This is a genomic window from Novosphingobium sp. 63-713 (assembly GCF_001898925.1).
Taxonomy (GTDB): Bacteria; Pseudomonadota; Alphaproteobacteria; order Sphingomonadales; family Sphingomonadaceae; genus Novosphingobium.
On sequence record NZ_MKVS01000047.1, the window covers coordinates 146,033 to 164,927 of the forward strand.

General features: G+C 63.5%; 27 protein-coding genes. 20 read left to right on the forward strand and 7 right to left on the reverse strand.

All coding sequences use genetic code 11. The features are described from left to right. Nucleotides 1-233: 233 nt before the first annotated feature. Both BGP00_RS19090 and hemE read right to left on the reverse strand, forming a co-directional pair. Complete coding sequence (locus BGP00_RS19090; protein WP_292688182.1) at nt 234-677, reverse strand: CopD family protein; 444 nt, start codon at nt 675-677, stop codon at nt 234-236. Between the two features lie 101 nt (nt 678-778). Continuing rightward, a complete protein-coding gene (gene hemE / locus BGP00_RS19095) occupies nt 779-1,804 on the reverse strand; it encodes a uroporphyrinogen decarboxylase (RefSeq protein WP_292688184.1) in 1,026 nt (341 codons plus the stop codon). A gap of 327 nt (nt 1,805-2,131) precedes the next feature. Between hemE and BGP00_RS19100 the strand changes: the two genes are divergently transcribed. From BGP00_RS19100 to BGP00_RS19190, 19 genes are all read left to right on the forward strand, one after another. Then, entirely contained in the window at nt 2,132-2,974 is an 843-nt protein-coding gene (locus BGP00_RS19100) for a pyruvate, water dikinase regulatory protein (RefSeq protein WP_168603239.1), read from the forward strand. Next, complete coding sequence (locus BGP00_RS19105; protein ID WP_292688186.1) at nt 2,974-3,558, forward strand: Maf family protein; 585 nt, start codon at nt 2,974-2,976, stop codon at nt 3,556-3,558. The genes BGP00_RS19100 and BGP00_RS19105 overlap by 1 nt, the downstream gene beginning before the upstream one ends. Nucleotides 3,559-3,563: 5 nt before the next feature. Continuing rightward, nucleotides 3,564-4,412 (forward strand): shikimate dehydrogenase, encoded by an 849-nt coding sequence (aroE, locus tag BGP00_RS19110; protein ID WP_292689190.1) that lies wholly within the window; start codon nt 3,564-3,566, stop codon nt 4,410-4,412. A 2-nt stretch (nt 4,413-4,414) separates the two neighbouring features. Next, nucleotides 4,415-5,023, forward strand: a complete 609-nt coding sequence (coaE, locus tag BGP00_RS19115) for a dephospho-CoA kinase (RefSeq protein ID WP_292689192.1) — start codon at nt 4,415-4,417, stop codon at nt 5,021-5,023. A 59-nt stretch (nt 5,024-5,082) separates the two neighbouring features. Further along, the gene (gene dnaQ, locus BGP00_RS19120) at nt 5,083-5,775 is read left to right on the forward strand and encodes a DNA polymerase III subunit epsilon (RefSeq protein WP_292688188.1); all 693 of its coding nucleotides are present in this window, start codon (nt 5,083-5,085) and stop codon (nt 5,773-5,775) included. 34 nt (nt 5,776-5,809) lie between these two features. Continuing rightward, nucleotides 5,810-6,376, forward strand: a complete 567-nt coding sequence (gene raiA, locus BGP00_RS19125) for a ribosome-associated translation inhibitor RaiA (protein ID WP_168603243.1) — start codon at nt 5,810-5,812, stop codon at nt 6,374-6,376. A 199-nt stretch (nt 6,377-6,575) separates the two neighbouring features. Then, nucleotides 6,576-7,034, forward strand: coding sequence for a PTS sugar transporter subunit IIA (locus BGP00_RS19130; protein WP_292688191.1), 459 nt, complete (start codon nt 6,576-6,578; stop codon nt 7,032-7,034). A gap of 8 nt (nt 7,035-7,042) precedes the next feature. Beyond that, on the forward strand, nt 7,043-7,381 hold the full coding sequence (locus BGP00_RS19135) for a DUF1491 family protein (RefSeq protein WP_292688193.1): 339 nt from the start codon (nt 7,043-7,045) through the stop codon (nt 7,379-7,381). Between the two features lie 198 nt (nt 7,382-7,579). Next, nucleotides 7,580-8,191 (forward strand): cell wall hydrolase, encoded by a 612-nt coding sequence (locus BGP00_RS19140; RefSeq protein ID WP_168603246.1) that lies wholly within the window; start codon nt 7,580-7,582, stop codon nt 8,189-8,191. Nucleotides 8,192-8,259: 68 nt separating this feature from the next. Further along, nucleotides 8,260-8,427: a DUF1289 domain-containing protein gene (locus tag BGP00_RS19145; RefSeq protein ID WP_168603247.1), complete on the forward strand. Its 168-nt coding sequence runs from the start codon at nt 8,260-8,262 to the stop codon at nt 8,425-8,427. A gap of 38 nt (nt 8,428-8,465) precedes the next feature. Then, the gene (locus tag BGP00_RS19150) at nt 8,466-9,752 is read left to right on the forward strand and encodes a glutamate-5-semialdehyde dehydrogenase (protein ID WP_292688197.1); all 1,287 of its coding nucleotides are present in this window, start codon (nt 8,466-8,468) and stop codon (nt 9,750-9,752) included. 26 nt (nt 9,753-9,778) lie between these two features. After that, a complete protein-coding gene (locus BGP00_RS19155) occupies nt 9,779-10,405 on the forward strand; it encodes a nicotinate-nucleotide adenylyltransferase (protein WP_292688198.1) in 627 nt (208 codons plus the stop codon). 100 nt (nt 10,406-10,505) lie between these two features. Further along, on the forward strand, nt 10,506-10,913 hold the full coding sequence (rsfS, locus tag BGP00_RS19160) for a ribosome silencing factor (RefSeq protein ID WP_292688200.1): 408 nt from the start codon (nt 10,506-10,508) through the stop codon (nt 10,911-10,913). Nucleotides 10,914-10,967: 54 nt separating this feature from the next. Further along, nucleotides 10,968-11,390 (forward strand): 23S rRNA (pseudouridine(1915)-N(3))-methyltransferase RlmH, encoded by a 423-nt coding sequence (locus BGP00_RS19165; protein WP_290007487.1) that lies wholly within the window; start codon nt 10,968-10,970, stop codon nt 11,388-11,390. Nucleotides 11,391-11,414: 24 nt separating this feature from the next. Beyond that, a complete protein-coding gene (locus BGP00_RS19170; protein ID WP_292688202.1) occupies nt 11,415-12,608 on the forward strand; it encodes a peptidoglycan DD-metalloendopeptidase family protein in 1,194 nt (397 codons plus the stop codon). Nucleotides 12,609-12,685: 77 nt separating this feature from the next. Then, on the forward strand, nt 12,686-14,023 hold the full coding sequence (locus BGP00_RS19175; RefSeq protein WP_292688204.1) for a S41 family peptidase: 1,338 nt from the start codon (nt 12,686-12,688) through the stop codon (nt 14,021-14,023). Between the two features lies 1 nt (nt 14,024). Next, on the forward strand, nt 14,025-14,492 hold the full coding sequence (locus BGP00_RS19180) for a disulfide bond formation protein B (protein WP_292688206.1): 468 nt from the start codon (nt 14,025-14,027) through the stop codon (nt 14,490-14,492). 1 nt (nt 14,493) lies between these two features. Continuing rightward, nucleotides 14,494-15,012 carry a demethoxyubiquinone hydroxylase family protein gene (locus BGP00_RS19185; RefSeq protein WP_274174787.1) on the forward strand — a complete coding sequence of 173 codons (519 nt, stop codon included), beginning with the start codon at nt 14,494-14,496 and terminating at the stop codon, nt 15,010-15,012. A 109-nt stretch (nt 15,013-15,121) separates the two neighbouring features. Beyond that, entirely contained in the window at nt 15,122-15,730 is a 609-nt protein-coding gene (locus BGP00_RS19190) for a hypothetical protein (RefSeq protein ID WP_168603256.1), read from the forward strand. Nucleotides 15,731-15,745: 15 nt separating this feature from the next. On the opposite strand, the gene xth is transcribed toward BGP00_RS19190, so the two are convergent. From xth to BGP00_RS19205, 3 genes are all read right to left on the reverse strand, one after another. Next, nucleotides 15,746-16,519 carry an exodeoxyribonuclease III gene (gene xth / locus BGP00_RS19195; RefSeq protein WP_292688210.1) on the reverse strand — a complete coding sequence of 258 codons (774 nt, stop codon included), beginning with the start codon at nt 16,517-16,519 and terminating at the stop codon, nt 15,746-15,748. A gap of 250 nt (nt 16,520-16,769) precedes the next feature. Continuing rightward, nucleotides 16,770-17,108 (reverse strand): iron-sulfur cluster insertion protein ErpA, encoded by a 339-nt coding sequence (gene erpA, locus BGP00_RS19200; protein WP_168603258.1) that lies wholly within the window; start codon nt 17,106-17,108, stop codon nt 16,770-16,772. 70 nt (nt 17,109-17,178) lie between these two features. Beyond that, nucleotides 17,179-17,607: a CBS domain-containing protein gene (locus BGP00_RS19205; RefSeq protein WP_168603259.1), complete on the reverse strand. Its 429-nt coding sequence runs from the start codon at nt 17,605-17,607 to the stop codon at nt 17,179-17,181. 183 nt (nt 17,608-17,790) lie between these two features. Between BGP00_RS19205 and BGP00_RS19210 the strand changes: the two genes are divergently transcribed. Beyond that, the gene (locus tag BGP00_RS19210) at nt 17,791-18,090 is read left to right on the forward strand and encodes a hypothetical protein (RefSeq protein ID WP_292688213.1); all 300 of its coding nucleotides are present in this window, start codon (nt 17,791-17,793) and stop codon (nt 18,088-18,090) included. Here BGP00_RS19210 and BGP00_RS19215 read toward each other — a convergent pair. After that, nucleotides 18,072-18,443, reverse strand: coding sequence for a (2Fe-2S) ferredoxin domain-containing protein (locus tag BGP00_RS19215; protein ID WP_168603261.1), 372 nt, complete (start codon nt 18,441-18,443; stop codon nt 18,072-18,074). The genes BGP00_RS19210 and BGP00_RS19215 overlap by 19 nt on opposite strands. Next, the gene (locus BGP00_RS19220; protein WP_292688215.1) at nt 18,434-18,865 is read right to left on the reverse strand and encodes a thioesterase family protein; all 432 of its coding nucleotides are present in this window, start codon (nt 18,863-18,865) and stop codon (nt 18,434-18,436) included. Before BGP00_RS19220 ends, BGP00_RS19215 begins: the two co-directional genes overlap by 10 nt. Nucleotides 18,866-18,895: the final 30 nt, after the last annotated feature.

Sequence of the window (18,895 nt, forward strand, 5' to 3'; positions counted from 1 at the left end):
ATGCGAGGGTCTAGACCCTCGCGCTCCCGTTACTGTCTGCGTTGCGCCAGAGGTTTAATGCCGGGTGTCGGACGCACCCTCTGAAATGAGAAAGCCTGCGGCGCCTGATGATAGCGCCGCAGGCTTTCAATCATCGCCCCATCCACATCCCTGCGAACCCAAGCGCACCCCCATTAACGGGATTGCAAAGGGCCCCCGCCCTTTGCCCGCCGGAGACAAAAAACCTCAAATAATCAAAACGGCTTCAACACCACCATCACCACAATCACCGCCGCCGCCAGCCCCGGCACTTCATTGAGCATCCGCAGCTTCTTTCCGGTCAACCGCCGCTCGCCCTTTGCCAGCGCCTTGGAATAGCCCACCAGCCACATGTGATAGGCCGAAAGCCCCAGCACAGCGGCCAGCTTGATATGGAACCACCCCTGCGAAAAGGCCCCGATCGTGTGGGCCAAGAGCAGCCCCAGCACCCACACGACAATGATCGCCGGCGTCAGGATGATCTTGCGCAGCTTGGCCTCGCGGTCGATCCAGCGGGCTTCCTCGGCCGATCCGGGCTCGCTTTCCTGATGATAGACGAAATAGCGCGGCAGCATGAACAGCCCCGCCATCCAGAAGATCACAAAGATGATATGGCCCGCCTTGAGCCAGAGATAGGTCATCGAAAGCACCCAATCCATCGCTGCACCATGGTTTAGCATGGTCGAAAAGTTGGTGTCCGATTTTCCGCTGTCAACAGGATGGCGGCGAAAAACCGGAAGAACAGTGCCTTACGCGCGCTTTACCGTTTCCAGCCGCGCACGACGCTGAGCAATTGCTCGACATGGGCGATGGGCGTGGTTTGCCCGATGCCGTGCCCCAGATTGAACACATGCGGCCGGTCGGCGAAGGCTTCGAGCACGCCGATGGCCCGGTCTTCCAGCTCCTGTCCGCCCGCCAGCAGCAGCAGCGGATCGAGGTTGCCCTGCACCGGCATGTTGGCGGGCAATTCGCGCGCGGCCCAGATGGGATCGATCGTCTCGTCGATACCCACCGCGTCCACGCCAGTTTCGCGGGCATAGGCCGCCAGTTTCTCGCCGGAGCCTTTGGGAAAGCCGATGATGGGCACGGTGGGGTGCAAAGCCTTGACCGCTTTCACAATGGCCGCATTGGGCGCAATAACCCATTTCTCGAACTCACGCGGAGCGAGAGACCCTGCCCAACTGTCGAAAAGCTGGATCGCCTCGGCCCCGGCCTTGATCTGACCATCGAGATATTCGACCGTCACGTCCACAATCCCGTCGATGATCGCCTGAAACGCCGCAGGGTCGCGATAGGCATAGGCGCGGGTCTCATGCTGATCGCGGCTGCCCTCGCCATTCACCATATAGGTCGCGATGGTCCAGGGACTGCCCGCAAAGCCCAGCATGGTGGTCTGTGGGCCGATCTGGGCCACGACCTGCCTCACGGTCTCATAGATCGGCGCAAGGCGCTCAGGGACCGCCACAAGTGATTTGAGAGCATGATCGACCAGCCGGGGAGACAGGTGCGGCCCCTCGCCCACCAGAAACTGCAGATCCTGACCCATGGCATAGGGCACGATCAGAATGTCGGAAAACAGGATCGCCCCGTCAAAGCCGAAACGGCGCAAAGGCTGGACCGTAATCTCCGCCGCCGCCGCGCTGTCATAGACCAGCGCTAGAAAGCCTCCCTTCTCTGCCCGCAGTTCGCGATATTCCGGAAGGTAGCGTCCGGCCTGACGCATGAGCCAGATCGGGCGCGACACGCCATTGGAACCACGTAACGTATCAAGGAGCAAACCGGGCATCGAGAGAGTCCAATCCAAAAAATAGATTCTTATTAAAGGGTTCTAGTAGGTTGTTGGCCTGTGGATAGCGGGCATACCGGTTCCTTGCCCGATTTATCCCGAAATGAACAGGGCAAGGCCCTTTGCGACTCCCCAAGAGTCAGGGTCAAGGATTCCTTTTCCCCCTTATCCCCAGCCTGTGGGTAACCCTATTCACATGTCCACAAGTCGCGCAAAGGAGTCCTCCTATCGGGGATCAAACCTATGCCCGAGATTGTCACCAGACCTTTGCCGTGGTTTATGGGCAGGCTTATCCACAATGCGGAACGGGTTTAGGTACATTCACGAATGACGCGGCTCCATCTCCATTTGCTTTCGGATTCCACCGGCGAAACGCTTGAAATGATCGCCAAGGCCGCGCTCTCGCAATTCGATGATGCCGATGTTGTGCGCCACTTCTGGCCGATGGTGCGATCACAGGCGCATCTCGATCGTATCATCGGCGATATTGCTGCCAACCCCGGTCTGGTGGTTTATACCATGGTCAGCCATGATATCCGCAGGGCGCTGGAGGATCGCTGTCGTACTTTGGGTCTGCCTGCGGTTCCTGCGCTTGATGCGGTGATTGACTCGCTCGAGGCCGCGCTGGGCCAGGAAGCCAAGGGCCGCCCCGGCCGCCAGCACACATTGGACGCGGCCTATTTCGCCCGCGTCGAGGCGATCCAATTCACCATCGCCCATGATGACGGGGTTGCGTGGGAGGATTGGGAAGAGGCCGATATCGTGCTGGCGGGCGTGTCGCGCACCTCCAAAACGCCCACTTCCATCTATCTGGCCAATCGCGGGTTCAAGGTCGCCAATATTCCCATCGTGGTGGAAAGCCCGCCGCCCGGCCTGCTCTATGATCTCAAACGCCCGCTGGTCGTCGGTCTGACCACTGCGCCCGAACGCCTGATTCAGGTGCGCCGCAACCGCCTGCTGACCCTCAACCAGTCGCCCGACACCGCCTATGTCGATAATGATCGCGTGGGGGCCGAACTGCAATTTGCCCGCCGCATGTTTGCCGATAATGGCTGGCCGGTGATCGACGTCACTCGCCGCTCGATCGAGGAAACCGCCGCCGCGATCATCAATCTGATCAAGGAGCGGCAGACGGGCCATGACAATCAATCCGGAGCCAAGCCGATCTGATGACTTTTCCTGACCTTGTTCTCGCCAGCCAGAGCGCATCGCGCCGGGCGATGCTGGATGCTGCCGGTGTGGCGCATCAGGCCATCCCTGCGCGCATCGACGAACGCGCGCTGGAGGCCAGCCTTGAAGGCGCTGTGCCCGATGAAGTCGCGCTGGCTCTGGCCCAGGCCAAGGCGTTGGCGGTTTGTCCATCGGCGCCGGGCGCGCTGGTGCTGGGCAGCGACTCTCTTGTCGTGGTCGATGGCCGCCGTTTCGACAAACCGGCAAGCCGCGAGGATGCGGCTGAGCATCTGCGCTTCTTTTCGGGGCGAGTGATGGAATTGCATTCCGCCGCCGCGCTGGCCCGCGATGGGGCGGTGGTGTGGGCCCATGCCGAATGCGCGCGCCTGTCGGTCCGCCCGCTCGACGAGGGATTTATTTCGGCCTATCTCGACGCCGAATGGCCCGAAGTGGCCGCCTGCGTCGGGGTGTTCCGCATCGAGGCGCGCGGCGTGCAATTGTTCGACAGCATCGAGGGCAGCCATTTCACGGTGCTGGGTATGCCGCTGCTGGCGGTGCTGGGGGCTTTGAGAGGCTTGAAGTGAACGAGATTACAGCGCCCACGCGGCCCTTTGCCGAAGTGATCGGCGATCCGATTGCCCAATCCAAATCGCCCGCGATTCATGGCCATTGGCTCGAACGGCTGGGGCTGGAGGCTGATTACGGCCGCGCCCATGTGCTGCCCGCCGATTTGCCCGCCTATGTTGCCGCGCGCCGGGCCGAGCCTCTGTGGCGCGGCTGTAATGTCACCATGCCGCATAAGCAGGCGATCATCCCCCTGCTCGACGGGCTGGACCCGCTGGCGGCGCGGATCGGCGCGGTCAATACGGTGGCGGTGAAGGAAGATGGGCGGCTGATCGGCTATAACACCGATGCGCCGGGCTTTATCGAGCCTTTGCTGCCGGTGCTGGGCGATGAGCTGGCGCCGGAAAATGCGCTGGTGATCGGGGCGGGCGGCGCGGCGCGGGCGATTGTCGTGGCGCTGGCCGATGCGGGGATAGCGATTACGCTGGCCGCGCGCGATTCCGATAAGGCGCGGGATTTGCTTGATGAACTGGCGCCGGGCGCGCGGCACAGGGCGGCGGAGCTGGGGGATTTTGCTCGCGGCGGCGATGGCGAATTCGGCATGATCGTCAATGCCAGCCCGCTGGGCATGGTGGGTAATCCGCCTTTGGTGCTGGATCTGAGCCATGGGCGGCCTGCGGCGATTGTTTATGACATTGTCACCGCGCCGCTCGAAACGCCTCTGCTGGCCGCCGCGCGGGCCGAGGGGATGCGCTGCATCGACGGGCTGACCATGCTGATCGGTCAGGCGGGAATCGCGTTTGAGCATTTCTATGGCGCCGATCCTGCGCGTGAGCGGGGCGATGTGGCCCTGCGCGCGATTCTGACGGCATGAAGATCATCGGCCCCAAGATTATCGGCCTCACCGGCTCGATCGGCATGGGCAAATCCACCGTGGCCGGGATGCTGCGCGAGGCGGGTGTACCGGTGTTCGATGCCGATGCCACGGTGCGCGCGCTTCAGGGGCCGGGCGGGGCCTTGCTGCCCGCGATTGAGGCGGAATTTCCCGGCACCACGGGCCCGGATGGTGTGGACCGGGGCAAGTTGGGCGCGGCGGTGTTTGGCAAGCCGGAAGCGCTGGCGCGGCTGGAGGCGATTGTCCATCCGGCGGTGGCGATTGCGCGGGAGCAATTCCTTGCGCAACATTGCGACTCACCAATGGTCGTTTTTGACATTCCCTTGCTGTTTGAACGCACCGGGCGCGGGGGAATGGATGTGGTGGTGGTGGTTTCGGCCCCGGCCCCTGTGCAAAAGGCCCGAGTCATGGCTCGGCCGGGCATGAATGAGGCCAAATTCGCCGATATTCTGGCCGCGCAAATGCCCGATGCGGAAAAACGGGCTCTGGCCGATTATGTTTTGAATACAGGCACTTCGCTGGAGGAAACCCGCGCAGCTCTGGCAAAAGTGTTAGACCGGATTAACCATTTGGATGGAAACGCACCCTAATCTCGATTCCGTGACAATTTTGCTTGTGCAGCCCGGTTTCGAGGAGGATAGATATCACAATGCGTGAGATTATCTTCGACACCGAAACCACAGGTCTGGACCCCAAAAACGGCGATCGGCTGGTGGAAATTGGCTGCGTCGAAATGGTCAATCGCGTGGCCACCGGGGCCACCTATCATGCCTATTTCAACCCCCAGCGCGACATGCCCGCCGAGGCCGAACGGGTCCACGGCCTGTCCGAAGCATTCTTGGCGGACAAGCCGCTGTTTGCGGAAAAGGCCCAGGAATTTCTCGATTTCATCGGTGATGCGCCGATGGTGGCGCATAATGCCGGTTTTGACTTTGGCTTTATCAATGCCGAGCTGACGGCGGCCGGATTCGATCCCATCGGGCTTGATCGCATGGTCGATACGGTCAAGATCGCACGCCAGAAACATCCCGGCGCGAAAAACTCGCTTGATGCGCTTTGCACCCGCTATGGCATCGACCGCAGCCACCGTACCAAGCACGGCGCCCTGCTCGACTCCGAACTGCTGGCGCAGGTCTATGTCGAATTGCTGGGCGGCCGCCAGATTGGCATGGAACTGGCCGCACAAAGCATTGTTATTACACAGACAGTTACCGAAACCCACACGCAGGCGCCGCGAACGCGACCCCTGCGCGAGGCCCGCCCCCATGCCGCCAGCCAGGAGGAACTGGACGCTCACGGCGCGTTTTTGAAATCGATCAAGGAGCCGATCTGGCTCCAGTGACTATCAAGAGATAACAACAAGAGGAGTAACAACCATGGACGTTCGCGTTTCCGGTCATCAAATGGAAACTGGCGATGCACTGCGCGTGCATGTTGAGGAGCGCCTGGCGGCGATCATCGACAAATATTTCGCGCGGGCGCTGTCTTCGGTTGTCACCTTCAGCAAGGCCCCGGGCGGTTCGTTCCGCAGCGACATCGTGATGCATGTGCGCCAGGGCCTGATCCTGAAGGGCGCCGGCCTCAGCCACGATGCCCACCATGCCTTTGACCAGGCATCGGACAAGGTGGAAACCCAGCTTCGCCGCTACAAGCGCCGGTTGAGCGCGCGGCAGGAGCAGGCTGCTCATTCGGTTCGTTCGGAAGAAGCGGCCTATACGATTTTCGTCGAACCCGAGATGGAGCAGGACGAAGCCCCCGTCGAGGCGCCGCTGGTGATTGCCGAGCTGCGCGTGGACGTGCCCGAAACCACCGTGTCGGACGCGGTGATGATGCTCGACCTGCGCAACACTAACGCGCTGCTGTTCAAAAACGCTGGCACCGGCAAGCATAATATGGTTTACCGGCGCGGTGATGGGTCGATCGGCTGGGTCGAACCGTCCTGACGAACGTTAACGCGCTCCACGGCCCGGTGCCTTTGGCGCGGGCCGTGGTGTGTTTTTGACCACTGGCAATGGGGCGTTTGGTCAAGGCGGTATGCTGACGAACCAAACCCCTTTGCTTGTTTCGATAAAACCGCTATCGGCCCCGCCGACCCCGCTTGGCTTCTGGCACGCGGGAGAGAAGGCTTAACGAATTTTGGCGATGACCGCGCTGTTCACGCTCCTGCCTGATGCCGTGAGTACGGTAAAAGTCGATAGCAAATCGGCTGTTCTCGATTGCCTGGCTGATCGCTTTGCGGCGGTTTACGGGCTTGATCGGGGGCAGGTGCTTGAGCGTATCCTTGAACGGGAAAATCTGGGCAGCACCGGTTTCGGGCGCGGCGTGGCGATTCCCCATGCCCGCGTGCCCATGGTGGAAAAGCCGGTGGCCGTCTTTTTGCGACTGGCGGCGCCCGTGGCGTTCGAGGCGGCCGATGACATGCCGGTCGATCTGGTGTTCGGCCTGCTCAGCCCCGAGGCGGCGGGCGTGGTCCATCTGCACGCTCTGGCGGCGATTTCGCGGTTGATGCGCGATGACAAGATGCATGCCGCGCTGATGGAGGCACCGGGCGATGAGGCGATCTATGCGCTGATCGCCAATGTGGCCGACCGCGCCGGTTAAGCAGGGCTTTGAGCGAGCGCCTTCCTGCTGGAATAGAAGTTTCCGCGCTTTTGCGTCAGGTTCAGGCCGAGGGCGGCTTTGGCACGATCATCGCGCGCGGCGATCCCGATGCGGGCACGGTGATGGTGGTTTTGTGCGACCGGGGCGGCGATTATCGCGCCTATGAACGGATGCCCAGCGCGGATGGCCACCGAATCTGGCAATGCACGAAAAGATACAACGCCGAATCGCTCGACGAGTTCCCCGACTGGCTGAAAAAACGCGAGCGTCAGGACAGCGACCTGTGGATTGTTGAACTGGATATCGTGCGCGGTGAACGGTTCATCGGATTAACGGCAGATGACTGATTGACCCTGCGTGGCCTGTTGGGCAACGCGCGCAAGACCTAATCTTGCGAGGGCGGTCTGTCCGGTAATCACACCGGAAAGACAAGCGCGCAGACGGGGGACATCCGGCAAGCGGTCGGGCAGTTTCGGCGCCAGCAATGGCCTAAGACCCTGCTTCACCCTTGCGACAGGCTGTTCACCGCCCATTTGAAATTGTTTATGGCTCTCTTTCTGAAACGCGCCAGTCTGGCCTCGGTTGCTGCTGGTTTTCTCGTTTTGCTTTACAGCGCCGCCGGTTCGGGCGCGGCCGCACAGGAAAAAGCCCTGTCGTCGGTTCAACTGCAACCATCGCTCAGCGTGTTTAACGAGCAGAACTCGTCGGACGCCCTGATCCCCGCCCCGCAGGCACCCGCTTCGCTCGCCGACCTTGTCGCCGCAGAGCCCGAAGCTGCCGCGTCGGAAACGTCGGAAGACATTAATTGTCTGGCCGGCGCGATCTATTTCGAAGCCGGTAACGAACCGCTCGATGGCCAGCTGGCCGTGGGCCGCGTGATCGTCAACCGCACCCGTTCGGGCCGTTTCCCCACGTCCTATTGCGGCGTGGTGTATCAGCCTTCGCAGTTCTCCTTCGTCCATGGTCACCACATGCCCGCGATCAAGACGGAATCGCGCAAGTGGCAGAATGCCCTGGCGATCGCCCATATCGCCCATGACAACCGCTGGAAGTCGAGCGCGGAAGGCGCGCTGTTCTTCCACGCCGCCCGTCTGGGCTCGCGCTGGCAGGACAAGGTTCGCGTGGCGCAGATCGAGAACCATATCTTTTATCGTTGATCCTTCGGGACCGATGTTGAAAAGCCCTCCGTCCTTGCCGACGGAGGGCTTTTCTGTATGGGCGCGGCATGAAATCCCCCGCTTCTCCCTGCAATGGCGTTTGCCGCATTCACCCCACGCGCGGGCTTTGCGCCGGATGCTGGCGCAGCGGCGACGAGATTGCGGCATGGCCCACCATGTCGGACGGGGCAAAGCGCGCGCTGCTGGCCGAACTGAAAAAGCGGCGTAAACGCTGATACTGACAGGGCGGCGCAAGTCTGTTAAAGGGCCGCGCATGTCTGATACGCAAACTCTTGAATCCGCCCAAACCGAAACGCCCGAAGCGCTGGTCGCGCGTCTGGCCAAGGCTGGCCGCGCGGCGCAGGTCGTGCTGGCGCGCATGACCACCCCGCAAAAGGCAGCCGCGCTGCTGGCCGCGGCGGAGGCTCTGCGCGCGGCGGCACCGGCGATTCTGGAGGCCAATGCGCAGGATATGGCCGCAGGCGCGGCGCGCGGCCTGTCGGGCGCGATGCTCGACCGGCTGCGGCTGGATGTGGGCCGTCTGGCCGGGATTGCCGATGCGGTGGCGGCGGTGGCCGGTCTGCCCGATCCCGTGGGCGAGGTGATTTCGCAGGACGAGCGCCCCAATGGCCTCGTTCTGGCGCGGGTGCGTGTGCCTGTCGGCCTGATCGGCATTATTTATGAAAGCCGCCCCAATGTGACGGCGGACGCGGCCGCGCTCTGCATCGGTTCGGGCAATGCCGCGCTGCTGCGCGGGGGCAGCGAGGCGGTGCATTCCAATCGCGCGATCCACGCCGCGATGGTGCAGGGTCTGGTCAGCGCGGGCGTGCCCGAGGCGGCGGTGCAATTGATGCCGACGCAGGACCGCGCGGCGGTAGGCGCGATGCTGACGGCGGCGGGGCTGATCGACATGATCGTGCCGCGCGGGGGCAAGTCGCTGGTGCAGCGGGTGCAGGATGACGCCCGCGTGCCCGTGCTCGCGCATCTGGACGGTATTTGCCACACCTATGTTCACAGCGCGGCCGATCCCGACATGGCGCTGTCCATCGCGGTGAACGCCAAGATGCGCCGCACCGGCATTTGCGGTTCGATGGAAACGCTGCTGCTCGATGCTGCCTTCCCCGGTTCGGTGGCGGTGGTCCGCGCTTTGCTCGACAAGGGCTGCGAATTGCGCGGCGACGCCCGCGCCCGCGCGCTCGATCCCCGCATCCTGCCCGCCAGCGAGGCCGATTGGGATACCGAATATCTCGACGCGATCCTTTCGGTGGCCGTGGTCGATGGGTTGGAGGCGGCGATTGACCATATCGCCCGCCATTCCAGCCATCACACCGACGCGATCATTACGGCTGACGCCGCTGCTGCTGAGGAATTCCTTCAGCGCGTGGACAGCGCGATTGTGATGGTCAACGCCAGCACGCAATTTGCCGATGGCGGCGAGTTCGGCCTTGGCGCGGAAATCGGCATCGCCACCGGGCGTCTGCACGCGCGCGGCCCGGTCGCTCTGGAAGGGCTGACCACCTATAAGTGGCAGGTGCGCGGAACCGGGCAGGTTCGCCCCTGAAAACGCCTGCGCATCGCATCGGCCTTATGGGCGGGAGCTTCAATCCCGCCCATGGGGGCCATCGCCGCATCAGCCTCATGACGCTTGCCGCGCTGGGGCTGGATGAGGTGTGGTGGCTGGTGTCTCCGGGAAACCCGTTGAAGCCGCAGGCGGGCATGGCCCCCTTGCCCGCCCGCGTCGCTTCGGCCCGGGCTATGGCGCGGCGCGCCCCGATCCGCGTCTCGGCCATCGAGCGAGAGTTGGGCACGCGCTATACTGTTGATACTTTGGCGCGGATTCGCCGCCGCTGGCCCACGAAATGTTTCACGTGGATCATGGGCGCCGATAATCTGGCGCAATTTCACCGCTGGCGGCGCTGGCGCGATATCGCCCGCGCTATGCCGATTGCGGTTGTGGCGCGTCCGGGCTATGATAGCGGCGCTGTTGCCGGTCCGGCGATGGCCTGGCTGGGCCGATTCCGGCGGCCTGCGGCCAGTTTGAAAAAGCCGGCTGGATGGAGCGCGCCAAGGCTGGTGCTGTTGCGTTTCGACCCCGATCCCCGTTCGGCCACCGCCATCCGGCAGGCCAATCCGGCGTGGGCGCAGGGGGCGATTGCATCATCACTGCGCGATGGCCTGACTCGCCGCAAAATTGCCCCGTGGGGACGGGCATGATGCGGCGCGAAGCGGCCTAAAGCGTTCCACATTGATCATTCTGGCACCCCGTCTCCAGCCGGATCGGGCCTGCCACCAGAGAGGAGTTATTCTGACTTACATGCCCGAACCTATCACCCCTTCGACCGCCATCCCGGCGGCGAAACCCGTTTCAACGCTGCCCGAATCCATTCCCGGTTCGCTGCATGCGCTGATCCTGCAATCGCTTGACGACGATCAGGCGCAGGAAATTGTCTCCATCCCGCTGGAAGGCAAGACCTCGGTGGCCGATCACATGGTGATCGCATCGGGCCGTTCCACGCGTCAGGTGGCCGCGATGGCCCAGCATCTGGCCGAGCGTATCAAGCATGGCGGCTTTGGCCATGTCCGCATCGAAGGTCTGCCCGCGGCGGATTGGGTGCTGATCGATGCTGGCGATATTGTCGTCCATCTGTTCCGTCCCGAAGTGCGCAATTTCTACAATCTGGAACGCATGTGGGGCTTTGACGGACCCAGCGGTGCGGCCTGATTTTCAGAACTGATCAGGCTTTTCGGGGGCGCGGCAAAAGGACGGGTCGGCACGATGCTGTTGCATATACTGGCCCGTGGGCGGATTGCCCGCTCGCCCGAAGGAGACATGCTGGACCGTTATCTGAAGCGGATTAGCTGGCCGGTGAAACACACCGAATTGCCGGATCGGGGCGGTACGATTCCCGCCCTTGCCACCCCTGCCCGCCGCGTTTTGCTCGACGAGCGCGGGCGCCAGCTTTCTTCGGAAGAATTTGCCGCGATGCTGGGGCGTTGGCGCGATGATGGCGTGCGTGAGGTGCGCTTTGAAATCGGCGCGGCCGATGGGCATGGCGATGACGGGCGCGCAGGCGCCGATCTGCTGATCGCCTTTGGCGCGATGACATGGCCGCATCTGATGGCGCGCGCGATGCTGGCCGAACAATTGTGGCGGGCCACCGCGATCCTGTCGGGCCACCCCTATCACCGGGCGAATTGACGGATGCGGGCTGGGGTCTTGCTGATGGCGGCGTTGCTGGCCCCCTTGCTGGCCAGTGCGGCCGGGGCGCAGGGGTTGGACGATCCGGCCCAGACGCGCCGCGATCTGGCCGCCGCGCAGGCGCAGGCCGGGCAGGCGCGCGCGCGGGCCGAAAGGCTGGACCATGACGCCCAGCAGGCCACCGCCGCCGCCGACAAGGCCGCCAAGGAAGCCGCCGCTCTGGCCGCGCGGATTCAGGAGGCCGAGGCCCAGATCGTGGCCGACGAGGCGCGCATCCGCATCATCGAAACACAGCGCAGAGAATTGCGCGCACAATTGGCGCAAAGGCAAAAGCCGTTGGTCGAACTGACCGGGGCTTTGCAGCGCCTGTCGCGCCGCCCGCCGCTGGTGGCCCTGCTGCGCCCCGGTTCGTTGGCCGACAGCGTGCATACGCGGGCCCTTCTGGAGAGCATGTTGCCGCAGGTTCAGCGCCGCACCGCCGCCTTGCGCAGCGAGTTGGCCCGCGCCCGCGCGCTGCAGGAACAGGCCAAGGCGGCAGAAGCCGCGCTCCATGGCGAAATCGCCGCGCTGGGCACCCGCCGCCGCGATCTGGGTGCGATGGAGGCTCGCCAGCGTCAGGCCGCGCGCGAAGCCAATGGCGGGGCAAGCCGCGAGGCCGAACGCGCGCTGGCTCTGGCTGAAAAGGCGCGCGATCTGGGCGGATTGCTCGATGGGCTGGAGCAGGCCGCGGCGCTGCGCGACCGTCTGGCGGCGCTGCCCGGCCCGGTGCTGCGCCCTGCGCCAGGCTCGGCAGGGGTGGGGCAGATGGTCAATGAGGCGGCCTATGCTCCCTCGCCCAGCCCGACGCCCACGGCGCTCCCTGATTTCCTGCTGCCGGTGACGGGGCGGCTGGTGTCCGGCTTTGGCGATGCTTCACGTGGAACAGCCGCGCGCGGGATCACTCTGTCCGTCCGCGCCCAGGCGCAGGTGGTGGCGCCATCGGGCGGGCGGATCGCCTTTGCCGGACCCTTTGCCGGTTATGGCCAGATCATCATCATCGATCATCCGGGCGGTTTCACCAGCCTGATCACTGGCCTTGAGCGCATTTCGGCGCAGGTAGGCGACAATGTCGTGGCCGGATCGCCCTTGGGCGCGGCGGGCGGCGGGCGGCCGCAGATTACGCTGGAATTGCGCCGGGATGGCCGACCGGTAAACCCGCTTGATCAACTGCACCATTAAATCTTGCAACATTGGGCATCTGGCATTGTGCGCCCAACCGGGCTAGATTCCCCCGTGATTATCCAGAAAGGCCCCCCATGCGTTCACGTTTAGCCACTCTTGCCCGCGCCGGACTTTTGCTGGGGGCGGTGGCGATGGTGCCGGTGGGCACAGCGGGTCTGGCGGCGGTGGATGGCCGCGTGGCGCCGCAATTTGCCCGGCTTTATACGGTCTACAGCCTGATCAAGGCGCATTACGTCGATCAGACCGATGACGAGAAACTGGTCAAGGGTGCGATTGACGGGATGCTCTCCAGCCTCGATCCGCATTCCTCCTATCTCGACGGGGCCAGTCTTGAGCGGCTGCGCACGATGATCGACGGGGGCTATGCAGGCCTTGGCATTTCGGTGGTGCAGGAGGATGGCGCGGTCAAGGTGGTCAGCCCGATGCGCGGCAGCCCGGCCGAACAGGCGGGGGTCAAGGCGGGCGACTATATCACCCATCTGGACGGCAAGTTCATCGTGGACGGCGATCTGGACGATGCGGTGGCCAAGATGCGCGGCGCGGCAGGCACCCAGATCAAGCTGACCATCTATCGCCCCGGCCGCGAGGAGCCGTTTGACCTGACGCTGACCCGCGCGGTCATCACGCTGGAGCCGGTGACGAGCAAGCTGGAAGGCAATGTGGCGGTGGTGACCGTCAATGAATTCAGCCATGACGTGGGCCGTCTGGTGTTTGAACAGATCCAGAAGCAGCGCGCGGCCTCGGGCAACCGGATGACCGGCGTGGTGCTGGATCTTCGCTCGAATCCGGGCGGCGAGCTGGACGAGGCGGTGGCCCTCTCCGACCTGTTCCTGAGCGGCGGCACGGTGGTGTCGCAGCGCGGGCGTCAGGCGGGCGAGAATGCGGTCTATCGCGCCGAGACCTATTTCCCCGGCGATCTGGTCAAGGGCCTGCCGGTGATCGTGCTGATCGATGCCGGTTCGGCCAGCGCTTCGGAAATCGTTGCGGGCGCGCTGCAGGATCAGCATCGCGCGTTGATCATGGGCGAGCGCAGCTTTGGCAAGGGCAGTGTGCAGACGATGATCCCCATCGACAGCGCCCATGCGGTGAAACTGACCACGGCGCGCTATTACACGCCTTCGGGCCGCAGCGTGCAGGAAGGCGGGATCGAACCCGACATCCGCGTGCCCCAGATTTCCGACCCCGATGCGCGCAAGCGCAGCGAAAAAGCCCTGCGCGAGAGCGATCTGCGCCGCCATCTGGTCAATGAAAAGGGCGTGGACGACAAGAAGCTGGAGAAGGACAACAATCCCGATCCGCGCTTCAAAATGACGCCCGAGGAATTGACCGAGAAGGGCATCAAGGATTTCCAGCTGTGGTATGCGCTGCAGACGATCAATCGCACGGCGACGCTGGCGGCAAAGGGCAAGTGAGATGAAGAATCTGGGCAAGGCCAATCTGGTCGCTCTGGCGGTGCCGCTGGCGCTGCTGGGCGGGGCCTATGGGTTTCAGTATATCGGGGGCCTTGTGCCTTGCGAAATGTGCTGGTGGCAGCGTTATGCCCATTTCGCGGCGCTGGGGCTGGCGGTGGCGGCATTCGTGCTGCCGGTGAAGCGTTTGTTCGTGGCGCTTTCGGGTTTGGCTCTGGCGGCGGCCTCGGCGATTGGCGGATACCATGCGGGCGTCGAATATGGCTGGTGGAAGGGGCTGACCGAATGCACCACCACGGTCAGCTTTTCCAATGGCGGTGATCCTTTGGCCGCGATCATGGCGGCGCCGGTCATCCGCTGCGATGTGGTGCAGTGGAAGCTGATGGGCATTTCGATGGCCGGGTATGATTTCCTGATTTCGGGCGCTGCAGCGCTGGTGGTTTTCGCGCTGATGGCGCGCAAGGAGCGTTGAGATGGCGGTTTCAGAGCGCGTAAAGCGGATGGTGCGCGTCGATCAGGCGGGCGAATATGGCGCGGTGCGCATCTATGCCGGGCAACTGGCGGTGATGGGCGATCGCGGGCCGCATTCGGCCAAGATCCGCGAGATGGAAGCGCAAGAGGTCGATCATCGCGCATGGTTCGACCGGCTGATCGTCGAGCGGCAGGGGCGGCCCACGGTGCTGCAGCCGATCTGGCATGTCGCAGGCTTTGCGCTGGGCGCGGCCACCGCGCTGATCGGGCCGGAGGCGGCCATGGCCTGCACCGCGGCCATCGAGACCGAGATCGACAAGCATTATACCGAGCAATTGGCAGAGCTGGGCGATGAGGACCCCGAACTGGCGGGCCTGATCGAAAAGGCGCGCGATGACGAGCGCGAGCATCGCGACACCGCCCTTGCCAATGGAGCTGAGCGTGCGCCCGCCTATCCGCTGCTGTCGGGGGCGATCCGGTTGGGGTGTCGTTTCGCCATCAAACTGTCGGAACGTATCTAAATTGTTCTGGCTCAAGCCGGGGATGGCTAACTTCAGCTAGCATTCACCCGCTATCGCCAAGGGCTGTGGCAGCCTATAATGCCGCCAAACGCATGAGGAGCCTGTTGCCATGTTTCGCCCGATTCTCACCCTCTCTGCGGTTTTGAGCATGGCTGCTCCGGCCCTTGCCGCCCAACAGAACGCCGCCCAAGCCCAGCCGACCGGCACGCAGATCACCGCGCCGGGGGGCGAGCGGGTCAACATGGTCATCATCTTTGGCGACGATGCCTGTCCGCAGGGCAAGGGCGATGAAATCACCGTCTGCGCCCGCAAGGCCGAGAGCGAGCGCTATCGCATCCCCGAGCCGTTCCGCGAGAACACCGGTGGGCCCAAGAACGAATCCTGGAACAACAAGGTGATCGCCTATGAACGCGTGGGCGCATCGGGCGCGCAAAGCTGTTCGCCGGTGGGTGCGGGCGGGCAGACGGGCTGCGTCTCGCAATTCATCAAGAACGCCTATGCCGAGCGCAAGCAGTCGAGCGACGTGCAGTTTTCCAAGATGATCGAGGCCGAGCGCGAAAAGCGCCTTGGCAAGATCGACGATGAAGCCGCCCGCACCCAGTCCGATGTCGAGGACGAGGAAAAGGCCTATTTCGCCCGCAAGCAGAAGCAGGCGGAAGCCGAAGCCAAGGCCAAGGCAGAGGCCGCGCAGCACGGACCCCCTGCCCCCGGTCAATAAAGCCTAGAGCAGCAATCAGTCGCGGATTTCGACCCAGACGGGCGCATGGTCGCTGGCCTTTTCCCGGCCGCGATGCGCCTTGTCCACGCCACAGGCCACCAGCCGGTCCGCCAGCTCGGGTGAGAGCAGCGCATGGTCGATGCGGAAGCCATGGTCCTTCTGCCATGCGCCCGCCTGATAATCCCAATAGGTCCACACGCCGCCATTGGGGTTATGGGTGGCGATCGCATCGGTCCAGCCGTCATGCAGCAGGCGCAGATAGGCATCGCGCGATTCGGGCTGCATCAGCGCATCGTCCGCCATCGCCTTGGGGTTCCAGATGTCGGCATCGGTGGGGATGACGTTGAAATCGCCGGTGACGATGGCGGGGATTTCCAGCGCCTTTAATTCGGCCATGCGGGCGCGCAGACGCTCCATCCAGCGCAGTTTGTAATCAAATTTCGGCCCCGGTTGCGGATTGCCATTGGGCAGATAGATGCCCGCGATCCGCACCCCCCTCACCTCGGCCTCGATATAGCGGCTGTGTTCATCCTCAGGCTCCCCCGCAAGGCCGCGCTGGGTCTCGACCGGCTTTTCGCCCCGCGCCAGGATCGCCACGCCGTTAAAGCCCTTCTGGCCGTGCCAGATCGCCTGATAACCGATCTTTTCAAACTCATCGGCCGGGAAGCCCTCGTCCTGCGTCTTGATCTCCTGAAGGCAGGCGACATCAGGCTGCGTTTCCTCCAGCCACTCCAGCAGGCGCGGCAGGCGGGCCTTGATGCCGTTGATGTTGAAGCTGGCGATTTTCATGGGTGGGGCGGTCCTTGGGAAGAGAAGTTTCAGGTGCCTCCGGCGGGCAAAGGGTCTCGACCCTTTGCAATCCCATGACTGGGATGGTGCCGGTGGCAATGTCACCTTCTCTTACCGCCGGAGGCAATAATTGAAAGCGGCTTCGCCGCGTGGTGCTCCGATGCCGACTCTGCGTCACCCCCTTATGGGGATTGCAAAGGGTCGAGACCCTTTGCCCGCCGGAGGCACCTCTAACTCTTAACCCCTAACCTCAAACCGCAAACGAGGACCCGCACCCACACCCGGCCACGGCATTGGGATTTTCGACCTTGAATGCCGCCCCGCCCAGCGACTCGACATAATCGACGACGCAGCCCGAAACGAGATCGAGGCTGACCGAATCAACCACCAGCTTGACGCCGTCGGTTTCGACCACAGTGTCATCGGCCTCGACGCTTTCGGCCAGGCCATAGCGATATTGGAAGCCCGAGCAGCCGCCCCCCTCGACCGAGAGGCGCAGAGCCGCCGGTTTGCCCTGTTTCTGCGCGATCCACGCGACTCGGGCGGCGGCGGAGGGGCTGAGGGCGATGGTGGGGGCGGTGTCAGTCATGGCCCCAATGTAGGCGCGCGCCCGTCCACTCGCAAGGCGGGCGCGCACCCATCAATCCAGAAGGCAGCGATCAGGCCATCTGGATGTAATCCCGCAGGGCATCGGCTTCGCCCTGAATGCGGTCGATCCGGTATTTCACAAGGTCGCCGATGGAGATGAAATCGACCATCCGCCCTTCGCGCAGCACCGGCAAATGGCGGATGCGGCGGCGGGTCATCAGGCCAAGTGCCTCAAGCGCCGAGGTTTCCGGGTCGACCGTGATCGCGGGCGAGGTCATCACCTGACCCACCAGCATGTCGAACAAGGCGGGGCCATGTTCATTGAGGCGCGAGATCACATCGCGTTCGGAAAAGATCCCTGCGATGGCATGGCCATCGAGCACAGGGATCGCGCCGATCCTCTTGTCCGCCAGCAAAGCGATGGCATCGCGCACTTTCATCGAGACGGTGCAGCCGACGATATTGACGTCGCGGCCTTCGATCAAACGAGCAATCGACATATTTCCTCCATCTCCCCCTTTTGGCGGGTTTTTGTCTATTTGTATGAGTATGACATAGGCCCTCCCCCGTGAAAAGTGGGGAATTGCGCGGGTTTTGGCTCTTGGCCCGTTAACTGTCACCCATGCGCCACGCTCTAGCGCGCGGCTTGAAACATGGCGGGCAAAGGCGCATGAAGGCGCGCGATGACCAACCGATCTCCCTTTTCCGACACGGCCACGGCGGCGGCCGCATGGGCGCGGTTTCGCCGCATCATGCGCTGGATGTTTCTGGTGACGATGACCACGGTGATCGGCGCGCTGACCGTGCTGTACAAGCAGGAGGGGATGGTCAGCCCGCATTTCTATATCGCGGTGGCGATCGGGATCTCGTTTGCGATGCTGTTGATGTCGGCGCTGATGGGGCTGGTGTTTCTGTCCAACAACAGCGGACATGACGAGGAAGTGAGCGAAGGCCCGAAGGACGATCAGGACCTGAGCCGGTAATCCTCGACCGGCACGCCGCCGATGATATGCTCCTGAAGGATGCGTTCGAGCACTTCCTCGGTGCAGGAATGATACCAGACGCCATCGGGATAGACGACCGCCACGGGCCCGGCAAAGCACACGCGCAGGCAATCGGCCTTGCTGCGCATCACACCCGCCTCGGTCAGGCCCAGTTGCTTGACCCGCTTTTTCAGATAGGCCCATGCCTTGCTGCCCACCGCCGGGGTGCAACATTCGCCCTTTTGCGGCTCGGCGCAGAGGAAGATGTGGCGCTGAACCCCGCCCGGCGCGGCGGCCCCGGCCTTGGCCAGCGCGGCCTGCGCCAGCGCGAGTTCCTCAGGCTTTACCGACATTTCCAAGCCTCAATCGTCTCGCGCAGCCCTTCAGGCAAGGGGGCTGCCTTGCCGTCCACCACATGCACCGCCACCGCCTCGGCCAGCGCCACCGGGCGGCCATTTTGCGTCAGCAGATGGCGCAGGCGCAAGCTGCGCTCGCCCACCGCCGAAAGGCCCGAATGGATCACCAGCGGATGGGGATAATGGGCCTGCGCCAGATAATCTATGGTCAGCGAGACGACCATCGTCTGCGCCCCCGCCGGGATCGCCTTGGCAAAACCGCTGGCCATATGGAAACGCACGCGGGCGTCCTCGATGATCGCCGCCATCGCCACATTGTTGATGTGGTTGTTGGGGTCCAGATCGGCATAACGGGTAGTCACCTCGCACATATGCGGGTAACCGGCGGGATCGAGCAGGGCGGGATCAGGTTTGGCCATGCCCTTGCCCTATCAGGACAAAGGCGGAAG

Coding starts and splice junctions, on each gene's coding strand:
- BGP00_RS19090 (WP_292688182.1), bottom strand. CDS start 677: ATGGATTGGGTGCTTTCGATGACCTATCTCTGGCTCAAGGCGGGCCAT.
- hemE (WP_292688184.1), bottom strand. CDS start 1,804: ATGCCCGGTTTGCTCCTTGATACGTTACGTGGTTCCAATGGCGTGTCG.
- BGP00_RS19100 (WP_168603239.1), top strand. CDS start 2,132: ATGACGCGGCTCCATCTCCATTTGCTTTCGGATTCCACCGGCGAAACG.
- BGP00_RS19105 (WP_292688186.1), top strand. CDS start 2,974: ATGACTTTTCCTGACCTTGTTCTCGCCAGCCAGAGCGCATCGCGCCGG.
- dnaQ (WP_292688188.1), top strand. CDS start 5,083: ATGCGTGAGATTATCTTCGACACCGAAACCACAGGTCTGGACCCCAAA.
- raiA (WP_168603243.1), top strand. CDS start 5,810: ATGGACGTTCGCGTTTCCGGTCATCAAATGGAAACTGGCGATGCACTG.
- BGP00_RS19130 (WP_292688191.1), top strand. CDS start 6,576: ATGACCGCGCTGTTCACGCTCCTGCCTGATGCCGTGAGTACGGTAAAA.
- BGP00_RS19140 (WP_168603246.1), top strand. CDS start 7,580: ATGGCTCTCTTTCTGAAACGCGCCAGTCTGGCCTCGGTTGCTGCTGGT.
- BGP00_RS19145 (WP_168603247.1), top strand. CDS start 8,260: ATGAAATCCCCCGCTTCTCCCTGCAATGGCGTTTGCCGCATTCACCCC.
- BGP00_RS19150 (WP_292688197.1), top strand. CDS start 8,466: ATGTCTGATACGCAAACTCTTGAATCCGCCCAAACCGAAACGCCCGAA.
- BGP00_RS19155 (WP_292688198.1), top strand. CDS start 9,779: ATGGGCGGGAGCTTCAATCCCGCCCATGGGGGCCATCGCCGCATCAGC.
- rsfS (WP_292688200.1), top strand. CDS start 10,506: ATGCCCGAACCTATCACCCCTTCGACCGCCATCCCGGCGGCGAAACCC.
- BGP00_RS19165 (WP_290007487.1), top strand. CDS start 10,968: ATGCTGTTGCATATACTGGCCCGTGGGCGGATTGCCCGCTCGCCCGAA.
- BGP00_RS19170 (WP_292688202.1), top strand. CDS start 11,415: ATGGCGGCGTTGCTGGCCCCCTTGCTGGCCAGTGCGGCCGGGGCGCAG.
- BGP00_RS19175 (WP_292688204.1), top strand. CDS start 12,686: ATGCGTTCACGTTTAGCCACTCTTGCCCGCGCCGGACTTTTGCTGGGG.
- BGP00_RS19180 (WP_292688206.1), top strand. CDS start 14,025: ATGAAGAATCTGGGCAAGGCCAATCTGGTCGCTCTGGCGGTGCCGCTG.
- BGP00_RS19185 (WP_274174787.1), top strand. CDS start 14,494: ATGGCGGTTTCAGAGCGCGTAAAGCGGATGGTGCGCGTCGATCAGGCG.
- BGP00_RS19190 (WP_168603256.1), top strand. CDS start 15,122: ATGTTTCGCCCGATTCTCACCCTCTCTGCGGTTTTGAGCATGGCTGCT.
- xth (WP_292688210.1), bottom strand. CDS start 16,519: ATGAAAATCGCCAGCTTCAACATCAACGGCATCAAGGCCCGCCTGCCG.
- erpA (WP_168603258.1), bottom strand. CDS start 17,108: ATGACTGACACCGCCCCCACCATCGCCCTCAGCCCCTCCGCCGCCGCC.
- BGP00_RS19205 (WP_168603259.1), bottom strand. CDS start 17,607: ATGTCGATTGCTCGTTTGATCGAAGGCCGCGACGTCAATATCGTCGGC.
- BGP00_RS19210 (WP_292688213.1), top strand. CDS start 17,791: ATGACCAACCGATCTCCCTTTTCCGACACGGCCACGGCGGCGGCCGCA.
- BGP00_RS19215 (WP_168603261.1), bottom strand. CDS start 18,443: ATGTCGGTAAAGCCTGAGGAACTCGCGCTGGCGCAGGCCGCGCTGGCC.
- BGP00_RS19220 (WP_292688215.1), bottom strand. CDS start 18,865: ATGGCCAAACCTGATCCCGCCCTGCTCGATCCCGCCGGTTACCCGCAT.